Annotated in this window: 20 protein-coding genes; 11 read left to right on the forward strand and 9 right to left on the reverse strand. The window is 70.7% G+C overall.

All coding sequences use genetic code 11. The features are described from left to right. Positions 1-125 precede the first annotated feature (125 nt). The gene (locus tag HUT12_RS06450) at positions 126-374 is read right to left on the reverse strand and encodes a hypothetical protein (RefSeq protein ID WP_131051623.1); all 249 of its coding nucleotides are present in this window, start codon (positions 372-374) and stop codon (positions 126-128) included. A 312-nt stretch (positions 375-686) separates the two neighbouring features. Here HUT12_RS06450 and HUT12_RS06455 point away from each other — a divergent pair, with 312 nt between their 5' ends. From HUT12_RS06455 to HUT12_RS06475, 5 genes are all read left to right on the forward strand, one after another. Continuing rightward, positions 687-1,784, forward strand: a complete 1,098-nt coding sequence (locus HUT12_RS06455; protein ID WP_176092804.1) for a hypothetical protein — start codon at positions 687-689, stop codon at positions 1,782-1,784. A gap of 43 nt (positions 1,785-1,827) precedes the next feature. Next, positions 1,828-3,309 carry a hypothetical protein gene (locus HUT12_RS06460; protein WP_176092805.1) on the forward strand — a complete coding sequence of 494 codons (1,482 nt, stop codon included), beginning with the start codon at positions 1,828-1,830 and terminating at the stop codon, positions 3,307-3,309. Between the two features lie 235 nt (positions 3,310-3,544). Continuing rightward, complete coding sequence (locus tag HUT12_RS06465) at positions 3,545-5,833, forward strand: bifunctional diguanylate cyclase/phosphodiesterase (RefSeq protein ID WP_176092806.1); 2,289 nt, start codon at positions 3,545-3,547, stop codon at positions 5,831-5,833. Positions 5,834-5,907: 74 nt separating this feature from the next. Further along, the gene (locus tag HUT12_RS06470; RefSeq protein WP_131051626.1) at positions 5,908-6,666 is read left to right on the forward strand and encodes a MerR family transcriptional regulator; all 759 of its coding nucleotides are present in this window, start codon (positions 5,908-5,910) and stop codon (positions 6,664-6,666) included. Between the two features lie 86 nt (positions 6,667-6,752). After that, positions 6,753-7,037 carry a putative quinol monooxygenase gene (locus tag HUT12_RS06475; protein WP_131051627.1) on the forward strand — a complete coding sequence of 95 codons (285 nt, stop codon included), beginning with the start codon at positions 6,753-6,755 and terminating at the stop codon, positions 7,035-7,037. Here the strand turns inward: HUT12_RS06475 and HUT12_RS06480 are convergent. Next, on the reverse strand, positions 7,015-7,242 hold the full coding sequence (locus tag HUT12_RS06480) for a hypothetical protein (protein WP_176092807.1): 228 nt from the start codon (positions 7,240-7,242) through the stop codon (positions 7,015-7,017). The two genes, HUT12_RS06475 and HUT12_RS06480, sit on opposite strands and share 23 nt — an antisense overlap. A gap of 289 nt (positions 7,243-7,531) precedes the next feature. Between HUT12_RS06480 and HUT12_RS06485 the strand changes: the two genes are divergently transcribed. Then, positions 7,532-8,641 (forward strand): hypothetical protein, encoded by a 1,110-nt coding sequence (locus HUT12_RS06485; protein ID WP_176092808.1) that lies wholly within the window; start codon positions 7,532-7,534, stop codon positions 8,639-8,641. A gap of 58 nt (positions 8,642-8,699) precedes the next feature. Here the strand turns inward: HUT12_RS06485 and HUT12_RS06490 are convergent, their stop codons facing one another. Beyond that, positions 8,700-9,143: a MarR family winged helix-turn-helix transcriptional regulator gene (locus HUT12_RS06490; protein ID WP_131053096.1), complete on the reverse strand. Its 444-nt coding sequence runs from the start codon at positions 9,141-9,143 to the stop codon at positions 8,700-8,702. Positions 9,144-9,220: 77 nt separating this feature from the next. Between HUT12_RS06490 and HUT12_RS06495 the strand changes: the two genes are divergently transcribed. Next, the gene (locus tag HUT12_RS06495; RefSeq protein WP_176092809.1) at positions 9,221-10,459 is read left to right on the forward strand and encodes a multidrug effflux MFS transporter; all 1,239 of its coding nucleotides are present in this window, start codon (positions 9,221-9,223) and stop codon (positions 10,457-10,459) included. A gap of 561 nt (positions 10,460-11,020) precedes the next feature. After that, a complete protein-coding gene (locus tag HUT12_RS06500; RefSeq protein ID WP_176092810.1) occupies positions 11,021-11,917 on the forward strand; it encodes a cyclopropane-fatty-acyl-phospholipid synthase family protein in 897 nt (298 codons plus the stop codon). Here the strand turns inward: HUT12_RS06500 and HUT12_RS06505 are convergent. Both HUT12_RS06505 and HUT12_RS06510 read right to left on the reverse strand, forming a co-directional pair. Then, complete coding sequence (locus tag HUT12_RS06505) at positions 11,886-12,323, reverse strand: VOC family protein (RefSeq protein ID WP_176092811.1); 438 nt, start codon at positions 12,321-12,323, stop codon at positions 11,886-11,888. The two genes, HUT12_RS06500 and HUT12_RS06505, sit on opposite strands and share 32 nt — an antisense overlap. A 110-nt stretch (positions 12,324-12,433) precedes the next feature. Continuing rightward, entirely contained in the window at positions 12,434-14,641 is a 2,208-nt protein-coding gene (locus HUT12_RS06510) for a choice-of-anchor J domain-containing protein (RefSeq protein WP_254876732.1), read from the reverse strand. A gap of 204 nt (positions 14,642-14,845) precedes the next feature. Between HUT12_RS06510 and yidD the strand changes: the two genes are divergently transcribed. After that, complete coding sequence (gene yidD / locus HUT12_RS06515) at positions 14,846-15,259, forward strand: membrane protein insertion efficiency factor YidD (RefSeq protein WP_131053100.1); 414 nt, start codon at positions 14,846-14,848, stop codon at positions 15,257-15,259. On the opposite strand, the gene HUT12_RS06520 is transcribed toward yidD, so the two are convergent. Beyond that, positions 15,243-15,779 carry a hypothetical protein gene (locus HUT12_RS06520; RefSeq protein ID WP_217705960.1) on the reverse strand — a complete coding sequence of 179 codons (537 nt, stop codon included), beginning with the start codon at positions 15,777-15,779 and terminating at the stop codon, positions 15,243-15,245. The genes yidD and HUT12_RS06520 overlap by 17 nt on opposite strands. Next, positions 15,769-15,960, reverse strand: coding sequence for a helix-turn-helix transcriptional regulator (locus HUT12_RS06525; protein WP_131053101.1), 192 nt, complete (start codon positions 15,958-15,960; stop codon positions 15,769-15,771). Before HUT12_RS06525 ends, HUT12_RS06520 begins: the two co-directional genes overlap by 11 nt. Before the next feature lie 435 nt (positions 15,961-16,395). Between HUT12_RS06525 and HUT12_RS06530 the strand changes: the two genes are divergently transcribed. Together HUT12_RS06530 and HUT12_RS06535 are read left to right on the forward strand one after the other, a co-directional pair. Continuing rightward, complete coding sequence (locus HUT12_RS06530) at positions 16,396-17,346, forward strand: helix-turn-helix domain-containing protein (RefSeq protein WP_176092812.1); 951 nt, start codon at positions 16,396-16,398, stop codon at positions 17,344-17,346. Between the two features lie 343 nt (positions 17,347-17,689). Next, a complete protein-coding gene (locus HUT12_RS06535; protein ID WP_176092813.1) occupies positions 17,690-18,145 on the forward strand; it encodes a hypothetical protein in 456 nt (151 codons plus the stop codon). 104 nt (positions 18,146-18,249) lie between these two features. On the opposite strand, the gene HUT12_RS06540 is transcribed toward HUT12_RS06535, so the two are convergent. Together HUT12_RS06540 and HUT12_RS06545 are read right to left on the reverse strand one after the other, a co-directional pair. Beyond that, entirely contained in the window at positions 18,250-21,318 is a 3,069-nt protein-coding gene (locus HUT12_RS06540; RefSeq protein WP_176092814.1) for a DUF3427 domain-containing protein, read from the reverse strand. Further along, positions 21,315-21,833 carry a macro domain-containing protein gene (locus HUT12_RS06545; RefSeq protein ID WP_176092815.1) on the reverse strand — a complete coding sequence of 173 codons (519 nt, stop codon included), beginning with the start codon at positions 21,831-21,833 and terminating at the stop codon, positions 21,315-21,317. The genes HUT12_RS06540 and HUT12_RS06545 overlap by 4 nt, the downstream gene beginning before the upstream one ends. Between the last annotated feature and the right edge of the window lie 54 nt (positions 21,834-21,887).

The raw sequence follows: 21,887 nt of genomic DNA on the forward strand, positions 1-21,887 counted from the left end.
TGTCGAACGTTTCCGACGGTTGTGTAAAGGCCAGGTTACCGGCCGAGGCAAGGGCCGAGTTGCCCTTTGTTTTCGGCGTGGAGCCGATAATGCGGGCGATAGATCACCGATGTCCGAAGTGGACCTTATCCCCGCGACTGCTCGGCTGTCTCCTTTCCGACATCGCGCGCTGGGCGGGGTTCCGGGACGGCCGCCGACGGATGCGCCGTCGGGGCGGTGGCCTGCGCGATGTCGATCAGCGTGCGGGTCAGCAAGGTGGCCAGTGCCAACAGGATGCACCCGCAGACGAGCATCCGCAGCGCCGGGACGTCCGGCAGTGCGCCGGCCAGCACCAGGACTGCGAGGGCGGTGCCGAGCACACTCGTGGTCGCCACGAAACCGGCGTAGAGACCGACTCGGCGTCTGGTCCAGAACCGTACGCCGTGCACCGGGTCCTCACTCCGTGGCCGTCGCGGTTGCGTCTGAATTCGCTCCAGGAATCGGGACTCCCAGAGCAAGGCGAGCATCAATACCGGAAGTACCTGCGCGGAAGTTGCGTACAGATCGGAGAACACGACGTGGGACTCCTCGGATCGTGACACCTCGATGCCGCATACAGTGTCGCAAACACCACGTAGCGCGATGGTCCCGTGTGGTCGTGGCGGGTCGGCCGGGTCGGTGGGTCCGCGCGGCTATCGTGGCCTGTCGTGACGAGCAGCGAGCAGCGACTGGCCGCGATCCGGGGCGGAATCCCCCCGCGTCGGCACAACGCCCGGACGATCGCCGCGCTGACCGGCAACCCGGGCTGCACCCGCCGGGCGGTGCTGGACGGTGCCGGGGTGGACAAGCCACTGCTGGCCGAGCGGATCGGTTTTCCCGCCCGGTTCGGGCAGTCCCGGTTCGCCATCACCCGGGGCAACGCGTTCGAGGCGCAGGTGAAGGCCGACGACGGTGCCGAGTTGCTGCGGCTGGTCGCCGAGCGGCTGGGCGTACCGGTGCCGGCCTCGGCGCGGTGGACGGCGCTCGGCGTCGGCGACGACGTGGCGGCCCGCCAGCGCCGCTCGGCCGCGCTCCTGACCACCGCGCCGGACGGCCCCGACGACTCGGCCGCGTTGTTCGACCACCCGATGCTCGCCCTGGACGTCGCCGGGCAGCGGGTGCACCTGGAGCCGGACCTGGTGGCCGCCCGGCTCGGCGGCCGGTTCCACGTGGTCGAGGTCAAGTCCTTCCCGGTGATCGACGGTCAGGCCGACCCGGCAAAGCTGGCCGCCGCCGCGATCCAGTCGGCGGTGTACGTGTTGGCCCTGCGGGACCTGCTCGTCGCCGCCGGCCGACCGCCGGAGTCGGTGTCGCACGAGGTGGTGCTGGTCTGTCCGCGCGACTTCACCAACCAGCCGGTGGCGCACCTGCTCGACGTGCGCAAACAACTGCTGGTGGTACGCCGGCAACTGGGCCGGATGGACCGGCTGGACACGCTGCTCGACGACGTGCCGGTCGACTTCACCGCCGACCCGGGTGCCGACCCGTCGGCGCTGCTCGCCTCGTTGGGCACGGTGCCGGCCCGCTACGCCCCCGACTGCCTGGCGACCTGCGAGCTGGCGTACTTCTGCCGGCACGAGGCGGGTGGGAACACCGGTGCGCTGGGCCGCCCGGTGCGGGAGGCGCTCGGCGGCATCGAGGACGTCGACCGGGTGCTGGCGCTCGCCGGTGGTGAACCCGCCGCCGATCCGGAGCAGGAGCAGGCCGCCGCGCTGCTGCGGACCGCCGCCCGCCTGCGCGCCGACGCCCTGGCCGGGTCGGCGTGAGGCGTCCGGCGGGCGGCCCGACCACGCCCGGCAGAGCACCGGCATGAGTACGCTGCGCGCGCTCGCGGCGGCGCAGGCGGTGGCCGCCGGGATAGCCCAGCCGGTGGCGACCGTCCGGCACGTGCACCTGTCGGCCCGGCCGTTGGTGCTGGTGCCGCTGGCCATGGCGGGTGAGGCGAACGCCCCGCTGGCGGCGATGGTCGGCACCGCGCCGGGCCGGGGCCACCTGCTCGTCGTGCCGCAGCCGCGTAACCGGGACCAGCGGTTCGGGTTCGCCGCCGCGCTCGCCGACATCCTGCTGCCCTACATCGACACGCATCGGCTCGGCTCCGAGACGGTCGCGGTCGACCGGGGCAAGGACGTCCGGCAGCGGTACCTCGACGCCCCGCAACTGGTGGTGCCGAACCCGGCGGGCGTCACGTTCCTGCGGCTGCTGGGCCGTGCCACCCGGTTCCGTCGCATCGACGGCGACTACCCGGTGCCCCCGTCGGTGCCGCTGCTCGGCCGCTGGCTGACCTTCCTGGCCGAACGCGCGGAACATCCGGGCTCGTCGACGCTGCTGGCATTGACCCAGGCCCTGAGCATGCACTGGGCGACCGGGCAGAGCGCGGTGGAGGACCTGCACCTGCCGGCGCTGCTCGGCTGGATCGCCCCGCCGTCCGGGCTGACCGGTGCCGAGGCGGCGGCGCGGGCCGAGGACCCGACCGTCTGCCCGCCCGCCGGACCGGCCACCGATCCCGACTTCGACAACCGGCGGCTCGCCCCGGCGATCGAGGCGTACGCCGGGGCCGACGCGGACTCCTCGGCGCGCGCCGAGGCGTACGCGGAGCTGGAGAGGCTGCTGCGTGACCAGCTGGAGCCCACCTGGGACCTGATGTGGCGCGGCCTGGGGTTGCTGCGCGCGTTGCCGCCCGGCGCCCGGGTGGCGGGCCGGTGGACCGGCGACCGGGACGCCTTCACCGCGCACGCCACGCACGTCGACGAGGGCGGCGTGCCGCAGCCCAGCCGCGACGGCGCGGTGGCGGCCGCCAGCCGGCTGCACCGTCTGGAGCGGGCCGCCGCGAGCTATGCCGTGCAGCGCGCCTACGACGACCCGCTGGTGATGGCGGAGTACCGGCTGACCGGTGAGGCGTTCGTCGGTGAGGTGGTGCTGGCCGACCCGGCACGGGTGGACGACACCGGACGCCGACCGGTGCTGCGTCCGCGCATCCAACTGGTGACCACCGAACCGGTGCTGGTGCCGGTCGGCGCGAGCTTGTTCAACCCGGCCCGACCGGCGCAGAAGGCCCGGGTGGTCTTCGTGACCCCGACTGCCGACGGCAAGACCGAGGTGGTGCTGGAGCTCTCCGGCGGGATGGGACGCGGGCTGACCGCGAGCCCCGGCAGCGTGCCCGAGGTGGGGCAGCGGCTCTGCTACACCACGCTCAGCGAGGCGTTCGTGCCCAGCGGGACGTTCCCGACCGTGGCGGAGACCCCGTGGACCCACGGCGGTCCGCCCACGTCCGACCCACCCGCCGAGATGTAAGGAAGGGACCCTTCCTATACACCAGGCGTTAGAAAGGGTCCCTTCCTTACATGCCGCCCCCGGTGTACGTGAAGATGTTTGTGGATGGACGGATGGGCCGTCGGGTTGCCGACTGGCGTCCGGGCGGCTCTGGCGGGGCCCTCGCTCGCGTGGCTAGGCTTTCGGGGTTTGCCGGGACCGGTCCTCGCCGTCGAGGGTGCACGTGCACGTACGAGAGAGGGCCGGAGCGAGCGCTGTGTCGCGAGAGGACGTCGGGCGGGCTGCCGCGCGGTGGCCCGGGCGGGACCGGGTCGGCTGGGCGGGGCTGTCGGCCGCCGGTCTGGTGGTGGTCGTCGAGGCGATCTGGCTGCTGCTGAAACTGCCCGCCGGTGCGCTGGTCAGCGACCTCGGCGCGCTCGTCGTCGCGGGTCTGGCCGGGGCGGCCTGCGTGGGTGCCGCCCGCCGGCAACCGCCGGTGCGGCGGTTCTGGCTGCTGCTGGCGGCGACCATGGCTCTGGCGATGGCCGGCCGAGCACTCTGGACGGTGCTGCGGCTGGTCGGCGAGGACCTGCCGCACACGCTGCCGGTCGGGCTGCTGTTCGTGGCCGGTCTGGTCACCGGCACCACGGCCCTGCTGTCCTCGGTGACCGCCCCGCGGACCACGGTGGGCCGGGTACGCACGCTGCTCGACGGGGTGATCGTCGGGCTGGCGCTGATCCCGGTCGGCTGGATGCTGATCTTCCGCAACGTCGCGATGGCGGATCTCGACGAGCCGCTGCGCACCGCCGGTCTGCTCTATCCCATGTTCGACCTGATGCAGTTGACCATCCTGGTCGCGGTGATCGGTCCGAGCCGACCGGTCTGGCCGGTGCTGACGGTGCTCGGCGCGAGCCTCACCGTCCGCGGGGTGGGCGACGCCGCGTACGTGTCGCTGGTGGCCGCCGGCACCTATCAGCCGGGTCGACTGGTCGACGTGCTCTGGCCGCTGAGCTACCTGTTGATCGCGGCGGCCACCCGGCTCGGGCCACCCCGCTACCGGGCCGATCCCGACGAGGCGGCCGAGTCGCCGTTGCCGCCCTGGTGGCGGGTGGCGTTGCCGTACCTGCCGGTGGGTGGGGCGATCGTGGCGGTGGTGTGGGCCAGCCAGCCCGACGGCTACATCCCGCAACCGATCTTCATCGCGCTGCTGGCACTTCTGGCGACGCTCGCACTGCGGCAGGGACTGGCCGCCAACGAGAACCTGCGACTGGTCGGCCGGCTGCGGCAGCTCGCCTACATGGACCAGCTCACCGGGCTGCCCAACCGGTTGGCGTTCACCCGCCGGCTGCGTGCGGCGCTGCTCGGCACGAACCGGGTCGCCGTGCTCTTGTTGGACCTGGACGGGTTCAAGCAGGTCAACGACAGGTTCGGGCACACCACCGGCGACACGCTGCTGACCGGGCTGTCCCGGCGGATGCGGCGCGCGGTCGGCGACGACGGGATGATCGCCCGGATCGGCGGCGACGAGTTCGCCGTACTGGTCACCGGCAGTCCGCCCGCCGAGCCGGAACGCCTGGCGGAACGGCTGCTGGCCGCGCTGCAGCCCTCGCCCGGCGAGGAGCTGGTCGGGGTGCACCCGTCGGCCAGCATCGGCATCGCCGAGTACGGGCCGCAGCACATCTCCTACACCGACCTGCTGCGCGACGCCGACATCGCGATGTACGCGGCCAAGGCGGCGGGCAAGTCGGCGTACCGGCGGAGTACTCCGGCGTTGCGGGAGTCGGCGGTGAGCCGGGCCGAACTGATCGCCGACCTGCGGCGGGCCGTCGACGAGGAGCAACTGCACCTGGAGTTCCAGCCGATCGTCGACCTGGCCACCGGGGCGGTCCGCAGCGCCGAGGCGCTGGTGCGTTGGCGGCACCCGAGACTGGGCATGCTCAGTCCGGCCCGGTTCCTGCCGCTGGCCGAGGAGACCGGGCTGATCCTGCCGATCGACAGGTGGGTCATCAAGGAGGCGTGCCGGGCGGCGGCCACCTGGCAGGGGCGGGTGCCCAGCGCGACGGTGGCGGTGAACATCGCCGCCGCGCACCTGCGCCGCCCGGATCTGATCGCCACGGTCACCGAGGCCACCGCCGGGGCGGGTCTGGCGCCCCGGGCGCTGACCCTGGAGCTGACCGAGTCGGCGCTGATCGAGGGCAGCGACGCGGTGCTCGACCGGCTGGGGCAACTGCGCGAACTCGGCATCCGGATCGCCATCGACGACTTCGGCACCGGGTACTCCTCGCTGAGCTACCTGCACCGCATCCCGGCCACCGAGTTGAAGATCGACCGCTCGTTCGTGTCCCGGATCTCCGACGACGCGCGGGCGTACGCGACCGTGGAGATGGTCACCCGGCTGGCCCACGCCTTCGACCTCGGCGTGGTGGCCGAGGGGGTGGAGACCGAGCGGCAGCACGACGCGGTGGCCGCCATCGGTTGTGTCCAGGGGCAGGGTTACCGCTACGGCCGCCCGGCGGCGCTGGCCGAGTTGCGGACCGTCCTGGCCGGTCCGGTCCGCCCCGTATGAGCGGTGTCGCAGAATCGGACTTGACCCTCACGTAGCGGCAGGCGGGAGCGTGGTTCCCAGGAAGGGAGGGAACCATGGCGTACCGCGTGGGCGAGGTGGCCCGGCTGGCCGGGGTGACGGTCCGGACGTTGCACCACTACGACGAGATCGGGCTGTTGTCGCCCAGCGGGCGTAGCGGCGCGGGCTACCGGAGCTACTCCGAGGCCGATCTGGAGCGGTTGCAGGTGATCCGCTACTACCGCGAGCTGGGGTTCCCGTTGGAAGAGATCGCCGCGATCCTCGACGACCCGGCGAGCGACCCGGAGGCGCACCTGCGGCGTCAGCACGAGCTGCTGACCGTACGGATCAAGCGCCTGCAGGAGATGGTCGCGGCGATCGAGTTCGCGATGGAGGCGAGTAAGTTGGACATCCGATTGACCCCGCAGGAACGGTTCGAGGTGTTCGGGGACTTCGATCCGGAGGCGCACGCCGAGGAGGCGGAGCAGCGCTGGGGTGGCACTGAGGCGTACCGGGAGTCGAACCGGCGCGTGTCGCGCTACACGAAGGAGGACTGGGCGCGGATCAAGGCCGAGAGCGAGGACTGGGGGCGGCGGACCGTCGCGCTGATGGAGTCCGGTGCACCGGCGGACGGACCGGACGCGCGCGAGTTGGCCGAGGAGCACCGCCGGCAGATCAGCCAGTCGTTCTACGAGTGCTCGTACGAGATGCACACCTGCTTGGCCGACATGTACCTGGCCGACGAGCGGTTCACCGCCCACTACGAGGCGATCGCCCCGGGGCTGACCGCGTACCTGGCCGAGGCCATCCACGCGAACGCGATCAATCGGGCCTGACCCGGGGTGGCGATCGGCGGGCGGAAACCGTCGGAGCGGGGGAGTATGACTGACATCGTCGACTCCACGATCTTCCGGAGGCCCCCTTGCTGATCGTCGCCGGCACGCTCTACGTCGATCCGGCCGAGCGGGACGACTACCTTGCCACCTGCGCCGAGATCGTGCGGGCGGCCCGCTCGGCGCCCGGCTGCGTCGACTTCTCGATCAGCCCGGACGTGGTCGAGCCGGGGCGGATCAACGTCTACGAGCGGTGGGAGTCCGACGAGCAGTTGCTGGACTTCCGCGGTGCCGGTCCGGAGCCGGAGCAGCAGGTCGCCATCGTCGGTGCCGAGGTGCACAAGTTCCGGATCAACTCCGTCGAGTCGCCCTGAGCGTGGGGGTGGTCGGGCGGCGGGCGGCGGCACGGAAGGCCGCCACCGCCGCCTGCTCTCCCGCCAGTTCGTCGCGCCGGGCGGGGGCGCGGGCCGCGCGCAGGGGCGCGGCGATCCGGCCGGCCCGGCGCAGGGCGACCGGGTCGCCGTCGAGCAGCCGGTCGACGAGGTGTCGGTCTCGGCGGCGCGGTGGTGCGTGGCTCATCTCGCGTTCCCTGGCGTAGTCCCGGATCTCGGCGTCGCCGCATCGGTCGCGGGCGGGCGTCCGGCACACCCGCTCGATTGATTGGCGTCACCGTCGCCGGTGGCGTCACAGTCACCCGCACGTCGCCGTCCGGCCACGCAGCGAAACCACCATCTTGTCCTTATTAGTCCACCGATCGGGTATTTGACCCACTCTTGGCCGTGTCCATGGCGGTTCCCGAGGTCGTTAACACTGTGACACCCCACTTAGGTGGCCTGCGGTTGGTGGCCTGCGCGGCGAAGGAGTCGGCGTGGCAAGGACTGATTCGACGGGTTCGACATGGCGGTACCGGTGGGCGCGCCGGCAGAACGAGCGCCGGCTGCGGACGTTCCGCAGCGCCGAGGGGGACTGGCGACGACGCGACGACGACCTGCGTCGCCTGCGGACGCTGGCGGAGCAGTGCCAGGGGTCCGCCACGGCGGGGTGCGGCCTCCCGCTCGAACTGGACGCCGACGAGGTGGTGCTGCGGGTGGTGCCCGCCGCCCAACTGGTGGAGGTGCGGCACAACGCCGTCCTGCCCGCTCCGGACCTGACCGTGGCCCCGCCGATCGGCCGGCTGCGCCCGCGCCTCCCCGAAGGGGTACGGGCCACCGACGCCGGAATGGCGGTGATCACCAGCCGTCGACTGGTGCTGCTCGGCGGGCGGGGTCGCCGCGACTGGGCGTACGCGCGGATGACCGGGCTCGCCCACGACCCGCACGCGCCGGTCACGCTGATCCAGGTGCTGGACCGCCGACGCGGCTCCGGCGTGCTGCTGCCTCCCGACGCGGCACCCGATTTCCGGTTCGTGCTCACGCTGGCGTTCGCCGACGCGATCGAGCAGCGTGCCACGGTGATCGCGCAGCTCGACGAGCTGATCGCCGAGCACGCCCGGCTGCGTCCGTCCCGGCCGGGCATCGCCACCCCCGGTCAGGCCCGGTTGTCGGCGCTGATCCCCGGTGGTCGGCGGACCGCCGTGGTCGCCGCCGCGCTGGCCGTGATGGTGCCGGTGGCGCTGGCGAACTCCGGCGCGGACCCGGCCGGCACGGACACGGCGGTCGCGGCCACCCCGGCGCCGGTCGCCGCCACCGGCACGTCCACGGCGGCCGGCGCCAGCGGCTCGTCCGCGCCGCGGCGGGACGCGCCGACACCGGAGCGGCGGTGCGGCGCCCCGGTCAACCCGATGGGGTACGACTTCTGCGGCGGCGAGCGGATCCGTGAGCCGGCCCGTGACGTGTGCGAGCACTTCGACTGCGTACCCGGGTTCTGGAACGGTCGGGGTTACCTGGTGCAGTGCGAGGACGGCAAGGTCAGCCTGGCCGGCGGGAGCCCGCGCGCCTGCGGCACGCACGGCGGTGTCCGCCGCACCGTCTGGGGATGAGACCTCCGGCGGGACGTGGGCGCGGGTCCGCCCACGACTCGCCGGTCTCCCCGGCGGCTCAGCGCTGCTCGGCGGCGAGGTCGGCCAGACGGGACAGGGCCGGCGCGGCGGCGAGCAGTCGTTCCCGTTCGGCGGTGTCGAGCCCGGAAAGCGCGGCGGCGAGCAGGTCACGCCGGTGCTGCTCGTGGACGGCGATCCGTTCCCGCGCCGTGGCGGTCAACGTCAGCCGGACGCTCCGCCGGTCGACCGGATCCCGGTCGCGGCTCAGCAGGCCGGCGGTGGTCAACTCGCCGACCAGGGTGCTCACCGTGTTCGGAGCGGTGCCGAGCCGCTGGGCGGCCTCCCGGACGCTGACCCCCGGCTGTCGCTGCACCAGGCGCAGCACCTCCACCTGCGCGTCCGGCAGGGCGACGCGGCCGGTCCGTTGGGCGGCCGTCCGGCGCAGCACCCGTTGCAGGTCGCCCAGAGCGCCGCTGAGCTGCCCGAGCGTCTCTTCCGTCACAGAACGGCCCTCTCCACGGCAATAACTCTGTAAGCAGAGCTATCGTAGCCCGGCGAACCGACGCCGAGGGGGCCACGATGCCGCAGACCGCCGCCGCGCCGACAGTCGGGCAGCCGGAACGGGCCGTCGCACCCACCGGCCGGGCCGCCATCGGTCTGCTGGTGCTGCTCGGCGCGCTCACCGCGATCGGGCCCCTGTCGCTGGACACCTACCTGCCGGCGTTCCCGGAGATGGCCCGTGACCTGTCCGCCAGCCAGGCGCAGATCCAGCTCTCGCTGACCACCTGCCTGGTCGGTATGGCCATCGGGCAACTCGTCACCGGCCCGCTCAGTGACCGCTGGGGGCGCCGCCTGCCGGTGCTGATCGGGGTCGGCGCGTACGTCCTGATGTCGTTGGCCTGCGCTTTCGCGCCGTCGGCGGAGACTCTCGCCGCGCTCCGCTTCGCCCAGGGCTTCGCCGGAGGCATGGGCACCGTCGTCGCCCGCGCCGTCGTCCGCGACCTCTACAGCGGACGCGCCGCCGCGAAGTACTTTTCCCGACTCGTCCTGATCTTCGGCATCGCCCCGATGGCCGCGCCCGCGCTCGGCAGCCTGGTGCTGGGCTTCGGCGGCTGGGAGACCATCTTCCTGGCCCTGGCCCTGGTCGGCGTGCTGCTCGTCGCCGCCGTCGCGTGGCGGCTGCCGGAGACGCTGCCCGTCGCACGCCGCAACACCGGCGGCCTGTCCGCGACCGCCGCCGCCGGGCGCGCGGTGCTCGCCGACCGCGTCTTCCTCGGGTACGCGTTGACCCAGGGCCTCGCCTTCGCCGGTCTGTTCGCCTACCTCTCCGGCTCCTCGTTCGTCCTCCAGGACGTCTTCGGCCTCTCCGCCGGTGCGTTCAGCCTGCTCTTCGGCGTCAACGCCGTGGCCTTCGTCGCCGTCGGTCAAGTCAACGCCCGGCTGCTGGACCGCCACGACCCCCGACCGCTGCTGATCTGGGGTCTGGGTCTCGGCCTGTTCTCCGCGCTCGGCCTGCTCGTCGGGGCCCTGCTCGGGTCCCTGCCGCTGGTCGTCGTCGCCCTCTTCCTCTTCCTCGGCTCGTTGGGCACGGTGATGCCCAACGGCACCGCCCTCGCCCTCGAACGCCACTCCTCGCACGCCGGTACGGCCGCCGCCCTGCTCGGCAGCCTCCAGGCGGTGATCGCGGCCGGTGCCGCGCCGCTGGTCGGGCTCGGCGGCGAGGGCAGCGCGGTGCCGATGGCCGTCGTGGTCACCGGCGCGGCGGCCGGCTCGCTGCTGGTCGTGCTCACCCTGGCCCGCTCCCGCCGCCCTTCCTGACCCGCCGCCCCGCCGCCCCGCAGCCCCACCGGTCCCGTCGATCATGGAGTTGTGGTATCACGAAACGCTCTGACAAGGGGCGATTCGCTGACCACAAGTCCATGATCGGAGAGCGGATTCGGAAAGGCGAAGCAAAGGCAGGATTTGCCGCTATATTCATTTGCTTGACCGGTTGAGACGCCCCGGTTACAGTGACGTTACTGAACGTTGTTCCCCCTTCCTCTTTCGGCGGCCGGAGTCGCACTTCGACTCCCGCCGGAAAGGGGATGACGCGTCCTCGCCGCGCTGGCGGCGATCCGGGCGCGAGGTGCCGCTCACCCGTTGTTGCCGCAGGTGAGTCCGCATGTCCAGCCACCGGCTCCGGCTCGGGGCGGAGCGAACGGTGCGGTGATCCCGCCACTCGCGACGTCAATCAGGAATCGGACAGTGGTGAATTCCGGTACGTCTGCAACGGTTCGGAATCTGCATTTCCCACGAGTCGGTGATCGCGCATTCGCCGGGCAATTCTGCCTGCGTCTGTCCGACCCGGCACTCCTCGACGAGCAGGAAGCGGTGACAGCGGTGCACACTGACCTCGAAGGGCCGACACCGAAATCCGTCGGAGCCTTCTACGACCAGGTGAACTCGATCGTCGCCCGGGTCCAGGGCGGCTCCATGCACCACGGCTACTGGACCGGGCCCGACGACGACAGCGACTTCGCCACGGCCAGCGTCCGGTTGACCGACATGATGATCGAACGGGTCGCCGCCCGGCCGGGCGCACGGGTGCTGGACGCCGGCTGCGGGCTGGGCCGCCCCGGCGTACGGCTGGCCAAGATCGCCGGTGCCCGGCTCGTCGGGGTCTCGGTCAGCGAACAGGACGTACGCCTGGCCAACGACCTGGCCCACGCCGAGTCGGTGGCCGACCGGGTGCGCTTCGAGCAGGCCGACATGGCCGAGTTGCCTTTCCCCGACGACTCCTTCGACCACGCGATGGCCTTCGAGTCGATCATGCACGTGCCCGACCGGATGCGGGCACTGCGGGAGATCGCCCGAGTGGTCCGCCCCGGCGGGCGCATCGTGCTGACCGACTTCACGGTCCAGGCGCACGGGCGCGACGACGACACCCTGGTCAAGGTGTACGACTCCTGGCGGGTCGCCGCGACGCCGATCGGCGCGGAGGACTACCCGGAGATCGCCGCCCAGGCCGGCATCGTGCTCGACGAGGTCACCGACATCACCGACCACGTGAAGTACAGCAGCATGTGGACATACCTCGAACTGCGGCGGTACGCCCGGGACAATCCGGTGCCAGCGGAGGTGGATCAGATCCTCGACGTCTTCGCACCGACGCTCAAGGGCACCGCGGACCGGCCGCCGCTCACCGACACCGAGCTCGAACACGGGTGGCGCCAGATGCTGACCGAGGAACAGACACAGGGCATGGTCATCGTGGTGGCCCGAATTCCGGCACCCTGATCGTGCCGTCCTCGGCGATCGGGAAGCCCGGGTTCCAGGCGATCTCCCAGAGGTGGCCGTCCGGGTCGGCGAAGTAGCCGGCGTACCCGCCGTAGGACGTCTCGCGGGCCGGCCGGGTGACGACCGCGCCCGCCTCGGCGGCGACGGCCAGCACCCGGTCCACCTCGTCGCGTTCGCGTACGTTGTGCGCCAACCCGATCCCGCCGAATCCGTCGGCGGCCCGCGCGTCGACACCGGCGTCCTCGGCCAGCGACTCGCGGGCCCAGAGCACCACGGCGATCCCGCCGGCCTGGATGAACACCGTCCGCTGCACCTCCTGGCCCCGCCAGCCGAGCCGTTCGTAGAAGGCTCGGGATCGGGCCAGGTCGGTGACGCCGAGGGTGATCAGGCTGAGGCGCTGTTCCATCCGGGCAATCTAACCCGGCACGGGTCGCCTAGCCGCCTGCCGAAGGTCCCACGGAACGCAGAACTCCCGGTGCCGCGACCACGGCACCGGGAGTCCTCGTCAACGGCCGGTCAGCTCAGCGGGGCTCCGCCGGGCTGCACGACCTTGTTCACCGTCAACTGGTACGGCGCGTACTGCGTGACCTGCTCGGTCGGCTCGTCGTAGGCGACGATGGCGACCACCGTGGGGAAGGCGGTGAGCAGCGCCGTCTGCACCACCCCCAGGGTGAAGTTGGTCTTGCCGTCGACCTCGAACTGCACGGCCGTCCGGAGCTTCTCGTCGAAGCCGACGAAGCGGACGTTCCAGTTCGCCACCGGCGTCGGGTAGACCTGTGACGGCGAGTCGAACGCGTCCAGGTTCGACCCGTCGCTGACCAGCGTGCCGCCGACCGTGATGTCGTCGATCAGCAGACCGCCCTCGTTGACCCCACCGTCACTGACGTAGCGGAAGCTGAGCAGGACGTCCTGCCCCGCGTACGCCGACAGGTCGAACGAGTGCGGCTCGAAGCCGTTGGTGGTGCCGTTCAGCGACGGCCCGAGCGGCCCGGCGACGGTCTTGTCGCCCTCGATCGCGGTGTAACTCCTGCCACCGTCGGTCGAGACGCTGACGTAGCCGTAGTCGTAGCCGGTCTCCGCGCCATACTTGGCGAGGAAGGTCAGCGTCGGGTTGCCGGCCGGCACGCTCACCGGCGTCACGGCGGCGGCGTCGGTGCTGTTGCCGTTGCCGGACCAGATCACCGGGTTGCCCGGACGGTCCGGGTCGTCGGTCACCGTCGTCCAGGCCAGCGGCACCGACGGCAGGGTCTTGGCACCCTTGAAGCTGATCGACCGCAGGTCGCCCCGGCCCAACGGCTTGCCGTTCGCCTTGCGCAACTGGACGTAGTCGGCACCGTTCGGTGCCGCACCCGGCGTCGCGTGCGTGGCCGGGTTGGCCAGGTTCACCGTGGCGTTCAGGCTGGCCGTGGTGACCTTGCGCTTGTCACGGCCGAGCATCACACCCAGCTTCGAGTTGCCGACGATCCGGTCCACCAGGTTCATCGTCTGGTAGTCGTGGATCACGCCGTAGAGGTCGTTCACCCCCTCGGCGGCGAGTGCCGCCTTGATGCTGGCCAGGCCCTGCGACTCACCGTCGCGGTGCAGCCGGGAGATGAAGTCCAGGCCGTACCGGTCGTAGAGGAACAACATCAACGAGTACGCGTTGCCGTAGTCGGCGAGTACCGCGTTCGGGTTGCCGCCCTCGTCCCACAGGTTCAGTGAGTTCTCCGGCCCGCCGCAGTCCCGTGGATTCGTGTTGTAGGCCGTCTGGACCGTGCCGAAGCCCTGGAAGCAGTAGATGTGGCTGTCCGCGCCCGGCTGGTCGACCCGGGCCGAGGCGTCGGCATAGCCGCCGAGCGTCTGGGCGAAGTCGGAGAGCCCCTCGTTGATCAGGATGCTCTCGAACGGGTCGGTGTAGTAGTGCGCCAGGTGCTGCCACTCGTGGATGAACGTCGACTCGTACAGGTTGGGACGCGCCGGTCGGCTGGTGCACAGATCGTCGGTCGGCTCGTTCGCCGGGCTGACGCCCGTCCGGTGCGCCCAGTCGAACGCGTCGATCGTCATGATGTTGCGGTCGAGCAGCTCGTTGAAGAGCGAGAAGAAGAACCCGGCAATGTACGTCGGCGCGGCCGGGAAGTCGTAGAAGTTGTCGTCCCGGACGTTGTCGACGAGCGTCACCGTACGGTTGCCGGCACCGCTGTAGTCGCCGTCGATCTGCGCGTTGCTGCCGTCGCGCTCCGGCGGCGTGCTGAACGCGGCCGTCGACTTCGGATACATGTTGTTGTCGAACTCGTCGACCAGGCGCGTCACCTGCGCGTCGGTGACCACCGTCGAGTTCGCGATCTGCCGGCGGCAGTCACCCACGGGGAACTCGGTGTCGTTGGCGACCCAGACCTCGATGTTGTCGCCCACACCCCGCAGCGTGTAGTCCTTGAGGTAGATCACGCCCTGGTAGTCGTCGAGCGCGAGCCACTGCCGCACCGTGCCCACCGCCGGCGTCTCGGCGGCCTGCGCCGACCTGCGCTGCGCCTGCGGCTGGTACTGCCGGGGCACCTCGACGGGCTTGCCGTTGAAGGTGAAGTCCTTCCTGGTGAGGTCGCGGACGTCACTCGCTATCCCGGTTGCCGGTGCCGGGGCGGACTCGGCCGCCACGGTGCTCGGACTGGCCGCCGCCGACTGGGCGACGACGAAGAACGGTAGGACGATGGCGCAGGCTGCTATCCCCGCAAAGCGGCGTCGAGCCACAGAACCTCCTCATAGCCGACAGACCCACTCAACCCCGCGTGACCAGGGGTGATGGATCTACGCACGCTGATCGAGCGCCCTCGTATCCTTTGCACAAGTGCATCGATCAATCAAGCCTTGACGCGACATACGTCTGTGGATCGCTGCCCGTACCCCTCGAATCCCGGACGTGGCCGGGTGGCGCGGCGGGATCATGATGTCGCCATGACGAAGATCGCCGGGCGCCGGCAGAAGAAGGGAAACACCTGCAGCGACCCGGGGTGCGGTGCCCTGTCCGCCTGCGACTGTTCCCTGTTCTCGATACTGTTGACGGTCGGCGCGGCAGTCGCGCGGGTGATCCCGGCACCGGTGGCCGACGGCTCCGGACGGGCGGCCATCCTCGGCTACCGCCGCTGGCTGTCCCACCGCTGGCCGGGGAAGTGCCGCTTCACCCCCACCTGTAGCGCGTACGGCCTGGCGGCCGTCGAACGGTACGGCCTGGCGGTCGGTGGCCGGATGGCCGCGGACCGGCTGCGACGCTGCACCGCACACACTCCACCCGGTACCCACGACCCGGTGCCCGTCTCCCCGGGCGCTTCCCGGGCTGCCCGTTCCCGCCCGGTCAGTTCCGGCGGTTGATCACCACGAAGGCGACACCGCCGACGACGATCTCGGCGAAGAGCAGCAGCGCGAACACCATGCTCGGCTCGGCACCGAGAGCGACGGCGACGGCCGCCACCGACGTGAGCGGGAACGCGGCCAGGCCCAGCACGGCCAGAGCACGGGTCAGAACGGCGTCGTCGCGCTCGTCCCCGGTCTGCGACCAGGCCCGCTCGAACGTGGTGGCGCGGTCCGGCCGCTTGCTCAGCCGCCACAGCATCACCAGGAAGGCGAGCAGGCCGACCGCCGCTCCCTGGAGGAACCCGACACCCATGTTGCCGGGCGCATGCTCCCGCAGCAGCAAACCCACGGCGACGACCAGCGCAGCGACTGCCAGCAGGATGACGGCGACCGAGAGTTTCCGCAGGGCACTGCGACCTCCGGTCGTGGGGTGGCCCTCAGGTGTGTGGGGACCCTGGGCCGTGGGGCGGCCCTCGGTGGTGCGGTGGTCCTTTGGGGTGCGGTGGTCCTTTGGGGTGCCGCGGCCCTCAGTCGACATGGAAGATCTCCTCTACGGGGCGGTGGAAGTGACGGGCGATGGCGATCGCCAGGGGTAACGACGGGTCGTAGCGGCCCGTCTCGATCGAGTTGATCGTCTGTCGGGAGACGTTCAGGGCCTCGGCCATCTCCCGCTGCGACAGCCCGGCGGCCTGCCGAAGCTCACGGAGATCGTTCCGCAACCAGCACCTCCGATGTCAAGCAACCTTGTCACGTCAAGGATGCTTGACACTGCTGGCAGATGTCAAGCGTGCTTGTCTGCTGGGCGGCGGGCGGCGGGCTGGGGCGGTGGGTGGGGCGGCGTGCGGGTGGGGGCGCAGGATCGTGGCAGTGCAGCTGCTGTGCGCGCGGCGTGTCGAGCAGCTGCACTGCCACGCTCTTCGCGGCAGGTGCTCGTGTTGATCAGGCGGTGGCCGGTTGGTGGTCGCCCGCACCTTCGACTTCGGCCCGGTGTGCCGCACTGGAGCCCACGACTCGCCGCCGTGCGCGGCGGCGAGTCGTGCTCGATGCGGCTGAGGGCACGGCGACGAGGGGGTATAAGTTTTATCTAAGGGGGTTGGGTAATGCTTATATCGGAGTCTGTCTGGCGCGCCCTTACTGAAGCGGGTGTTTCGCTCGTGCCGACCGGTGCCGACCGCGCCGAGCTGCGCTACGGAAAAGCCCGTGCCACGCTGACCGTCATCGCGTCCCCGACCCCACTGACCCCGAGCACCGTTGCCGCCTCAATCAGCCGCCATCCGAACCCGTGCCTGGTCATCGTTCCAGCGGCGACGGTAGCGGTGCGGCAAGCAATCGCGGCGGCGGGCTGGTCATGGCTGGTCGATACCGGACAGCAGGTGACAGGTGTGCTGTGCCTCGATGGGGAACGAGTCGCGCTGCGGCCCCCCGTCGAGACGACCAAGCGGTCCACCACGCGCGGTCGAGTGCCATGGGGCACCTTCACCCTGGTCCGCCGGCTGATCCAACATCCATACGTCACTCAGCGGGAGTTGGCCGCCATCGTCGGAATCTCCCAACCCCGGGTCTCCCAGGCGCTGGCTTCGCTGGCCGACCAAGACCTTGTACACCGCTCGTCGCGTGGCTGGATCGTGCGGGACGTTGACGAGGCGATCCGGTGGTGGTTGTCGACCTATCCCGGGCCGGGTGGCATCAGCACCTATTGGTTTGGCTTGGGGCCCGTGGTCGAGCAGGCCCGGACCGTCATCGAGGAGTTTGCCGCGACTGCCGATGCGACTCACGTTGTGGTCTCGGGTGATGTCGCGGCCGACATCATCGCCCCTTGGCATGCCCCGACCCGTGCCATTCTCTATGCGCATACCGGGTTGGAACTGGCGGCCGCAGGCTTCGTTCCTGCCGGCGAGGAAGAGGCGACGCTCGAACTCATCGTGCCGAGAGACCTGGGTCTGTGGCCGCCGTCCGGCAAGACGCCGCCAGGCATTCCGCTCGTCGATCCGCTTCAGATCCTCTGGGACCTAGGAAGATCGCCTGGTCCGGACAGCGACGAGGCCGCTCAACGCGTCTGGGATGTGCTCCGTCGCGGGTACCATGAGCGGAGGTGCGCGGCATGAACGGGCCGGCCCCAGCGGAGCAACGTACCGTCTCGCTTGTCTCCACCAGCCGAGCAGCAGACGCCGGATTCCTTACCCTTGCGGATCTGGCGGACATCACCACGGCCCTGGACCTGGATCACCGCATCGTTGGCGGTCACATGGTCACCCTCCTCGTCGCACTGCATGGCGTCGCTGAGCAGGTGCCCCTGCGTGAGACGGCGGACGCGACTTCGCCGCCCTGCCGACCGTCATCGCAGACCCCCGCCTACCGGCCGCGCTCGTCGCGCGGGGTTACGCATCGCGGGAGGCGGCTAACCGGTTCGCCCGCGAGGTCGAAGATCCGCAGGGGCTTCTTACGCTGGTGGTCGACATCCTTGCGCCGTCCTATCAGAACTCGTTGGTGCCCAACCAGCGGCACGGCGATCTGGTGGTCGACGAGGTGCCGGGCCTCGTGCTCGCTCTGCATCGACCTGCCGAGTCACTCACGGCCCACGTCCAGCTCACCAGCGGTAGGGGTCTGAGCCTGCGTGTCGTGCTCCCGGATGTGACGTCTGCGCTCTGCCTGAAGGCGCTCGCCTACCGTGGACGATTTGCGGCGAAGGACGCCGTTGACCTGTGGCGTCTCATCAACGCTGCTTACGCCGCCGGGCTGCGGGTCGCAGACTGGCCGGGCAGCGTTACCGGGCGCCAAGCCGCCGCTGTCCTTCACCGCTTCTTCGGTGCACCTGGAGCGGCTGGTCTCAAGCAGGCATCTCCCAGGGTGGGGGACCGAACTCGGCTGCGGGCATTGCTGCGAGAGGTGGTGCCCGTCTGGTAGCTACTCGGTCGGCGATAGTGCGGGCGGCGGCGTGGAGCGTGGCAGTGCAGGCGGCGTGGGCGCGGCGTGTCGAACAGTTGCACCGCCATGCTCTTCAGGATCGGTCAGGCGGCGATGGTGCGGGCGGCGGCGTACACGTCGGCGGGAAGCGGATGGTGGAGTTGCCACAGGATGCGCATCGGCCGGTCACCGGTGTGCTGTTGGTAGGTCATCGGCCCGGCGTACAGGTAGGCAGGTGCACCCAGCTCGCGGTCCGGAACCCGGGTCTCCCGCACGAACAGGTGCACCGTGGAGCCGCGTGCGGCGTGGTGGACGTAGCGCTGCCCGGTCGGTGAGGCGGACGAGGTGGTGCTCTGCGACTCCCACTGAAACAGCGACTCGGTGACGGCCCGGTCGGCGTACATGGTGGTGGGGGAGTAGTGCCGCGCCGACTTGATCAGTGTGACGAAGAAGAGGTCGGCCTGGGCGTCCGGAAGCCACTTCACGCCTTCGCGCAGCGAGCCCGGGTTCGGCATGCCGAAGGCGGCGCACGCCTCGTTGCGGCTGTATCGGGCGTGTACCCGCAGCGGCAGCCCGTCGACCGGCGCGGTGACCCGGTGGATGCGTTCGCGCAGGACCTCGGCGACCTGGCGTAGCTCGGCACAACGCGTCGGCTCGGACCAGAGGCGGGACAGCCGTTCCTCGCGCTCGGTCAGCGGGGCGTTCGGCCCCCAGAGGTCGAAGTGCAGCATGTCCCAGAGCCGTCCGGCCTCGGGCCGCTCACCGGCGGCCACCCGGGCCAACAGGTCGAGCCGGTCCGGGTCGTCCAGGTGCAGCATCCGCCCGATCGCCCGGCCCAGCTCGCGGTCGTCCGGTCCGCCCGGCGAGGTCTCCATCTCGGCGAGCCGCCGCAGCCCGGTCCACCCGCCGATGCTCGCCGACCGGTAGACGTCTTCGATCTCCACACCCGCCTCGTGCAGGAACTCGGCCAGGCGCACGTCCCCGAGCTGGCGCAACTCGGCCAGCAGGCCGGGTTTCGACGTGGGCAGTGCCGAGCGCAGGTTGCGCAGCACGATGTCCTTGGCCACCCGGTCGAGCTGGATGTGGCAGCCGCTCGGCAGAGACGGGAAGTCGTCGCGTACCGCTTCGGTGATGGCGCGGCGGCTGACCCCGGTCAGCGCCCGCCAGCGCAGGTCGAAGCGGAAGTTGGCGTGTTGCCCACCGATGAAGTCGAGCACGGTCAGGCAGGGCTTGTCGTCGTCCAGCCGCAGCCCACGGCCGAGCTGCTGGAGGAAGATCGTGGCGCTCTCGGTGGGCCGCAGCATCAGGATCGTGTCGACCATCGGCAGGTCGACGCCCTCGTTGAAGAGGTCGACGGTGAACAGCACCCTGACCGCACCATCCCGCAGGCTCTTGATCAGAGCCTGCCGCTCGGTGGGGCTGGTCCGGGAGGTCACCGCCGCCGACGGCACACCGTGCCGAGTGCACCAGTCCGCCATGAACTCGGCGTGCCCGATGCTGACGCAGAACCCCAGCGCCCGCATCCGCTCGACGTCCACGGTGTCGCGTACCGCCCGCAACACCATCCGTGCCCGCGCGTGGTTGCCGGTGTAGACGCCGTCCAGCTCCGTCGGGTCGTACCCCTGCCCGCGCTTCCACCCCAACTGCGACAGGTCCACATCGTCGTGCAGGCCGAAATACTGGAACGGCGCCAGCAACTGCCGCTCCAGCGCCTCCCACAGATGCAGCTCCACGGCGGCGCGGCCATCGAACCACCGCCGCACGTCGCCGCCGTCACTGCGGTCGGGCGTCGCCGTCAATCCCAGGAGTACGCGCGGACGCAGCCGCTCCAACAACCGGGCGTACGTCGGCGCCTCCGCGTGATGGAACTCGTCGACGATCACCATGTCGTACGCCTCGGGGTCGATCTCCCGCCGGTGCAGCGACTGGACGGATGCGAAGACGTACCGCCAGTTCTGCGGCTCCCGCCCCCCGACGAGCGTCTCGCCGAAGCTTCCGTCCCCCATGACCTGCCGGAACGTCGCCACACTCTGTCGCAGGATCTGCTCCTGATGCGCGACGAAGAGCAGCGAGTCGACGGCCTTCTCCCGGTGCAGCCGGCGGTAGTCGAGCGCCGCGACCACCGTCTTGCCCGTGCCGGTGGCCATCACCACCAGGTTCCGCCAGCGACCATGGACCTTGCGCTCGGCGTCCAGGTCGGCCAGGACCTCCGACTGGTACGGGTACGGCCGCACGTCCAGATTGGCGATCTCGGTCGGCGCCTCGTCGCGACGCTCCCCGCGCAGCGCGGTGCGAAGCCGGTCCGCATCCTGGCCCGGGTCGTAGTCCTCGAACGCGGGGTCGTGCCAGTAGTCCTCGAACGTCGCGGTGAACGTGTCGATGACGTACGGCTGCTCGACGTTCGAGATCCGGACGTTCCACTCCACGCCGTCCATCAGCGCGGTCCTCGACAGGTTCGAGGAGCCGACGTACGCGGTGGTCATGCGGTTGTGGCGACGGAACAGCCACGCTTTGGCGTGCAGGCGGGTCGTCCGGGTCTCGTAGGACACCTTGATCTCGGCACCCAGCTCGGCGAGCCGGTCCAGGGCACGCTGGTCGGTCGCGCCGAGATACGTCGTGGTGATCACCCGCAGTCGACCGCCACGGCCGATCAGCTCACGGATCGCCCCCTGGACCTGGAGCAGACCGTGCCACTTGATGAACGCGCAGAGCAGGTCCACCTGCACTGCCGAGGCCATCTCGTGGGTGACCTCGTGGCCGATACGCGGCTGGTGCCGACCGTTGACCAGCAGCGCGCCGGTGGAGAGCGGAGTGGTGGGCCGCTGCGGAAAGGCGGGCGCGGCCGGCGGGGTCGGCGGCGCGGCGATGGCGTGCAGCAGATGCTTCGCGTCGGTGACCTGGTCATCGAGGGTGGCTGCCTGCGGGCTGAGGGTGGCGATGGCGTCCGCGATGCGGTTCGCCAACTCGACCTGCCGGTGAAGCTTGTCGTCACCACCGCCGACGGCGTGCAGGGCGCGGTGCGTCAGGGTGGCGATGTGGCGGGCCAGGGCATCCGGGGCGTCAGCCGGATCGAGCTTTCCGTGCTGAACCAGCGCAGGGTCGACGCGCTGGAGCCGATCGGCGAGTTCACGGGTGACGACGTGCTCGTAGACACCCCGCTCAAGGTCAGTCACCCGGTGATCCTGCCAATTCTCGGGGCTGTTGTCTCTCGCTCTCCATCCGGTGTCTCTCGCTCTCCATCCGGCACGAAGAGCACCACTCGCACGTCGGGAAGCTCGGCGAAGGCTCGCTCGATGACCGGGTGGACCTCAGCCCAGGCAAGCCCGCCGTGGCCGCAGCCCAGCGCGGGCACCGCGATCGAGGTGATCTGCCGTTCGCGCACCACCCGACCGAGGTCAGCGAGGCCCGCGTGGACGTCGGAGAGCTTAGAGGCGGCGCGCCAGTGGCCCTTGGTGGGGAAGTTGATCACGTATCTGCGGGGGCCGGGACGGGCCGCATCGTGAACGAACATCCGACCCAGGTGGACCTCGTTCTTCGCGCATGCCGCTCGGTAGGCGGCGTAGTTGGCCGGGTAGGCGCGCTTGAACTGGAGAGCGATGCCCTTGCCCATCACTCCGACCGTGTTCACGGCGTTGACCAGCGCGTCGACGTCGGCGTTCAGCAGGTCCCCACGACTCAAGGTGATCATCAACCCCACCTCCTCCCGCCTCGAACCCGTTGTACCAGTAGGGCCCGACACGAA

Source organism: Verrucosispora sp. NA02020 (genome assembly GCF_013364215.1).
In the GTDB taxonomy this organism is placed as follows: domain Bacteria; phylum Actinomycetota; class Actinomycetes; order Mycobacteriales; family Micromonosporaceae; genus Micromonospora.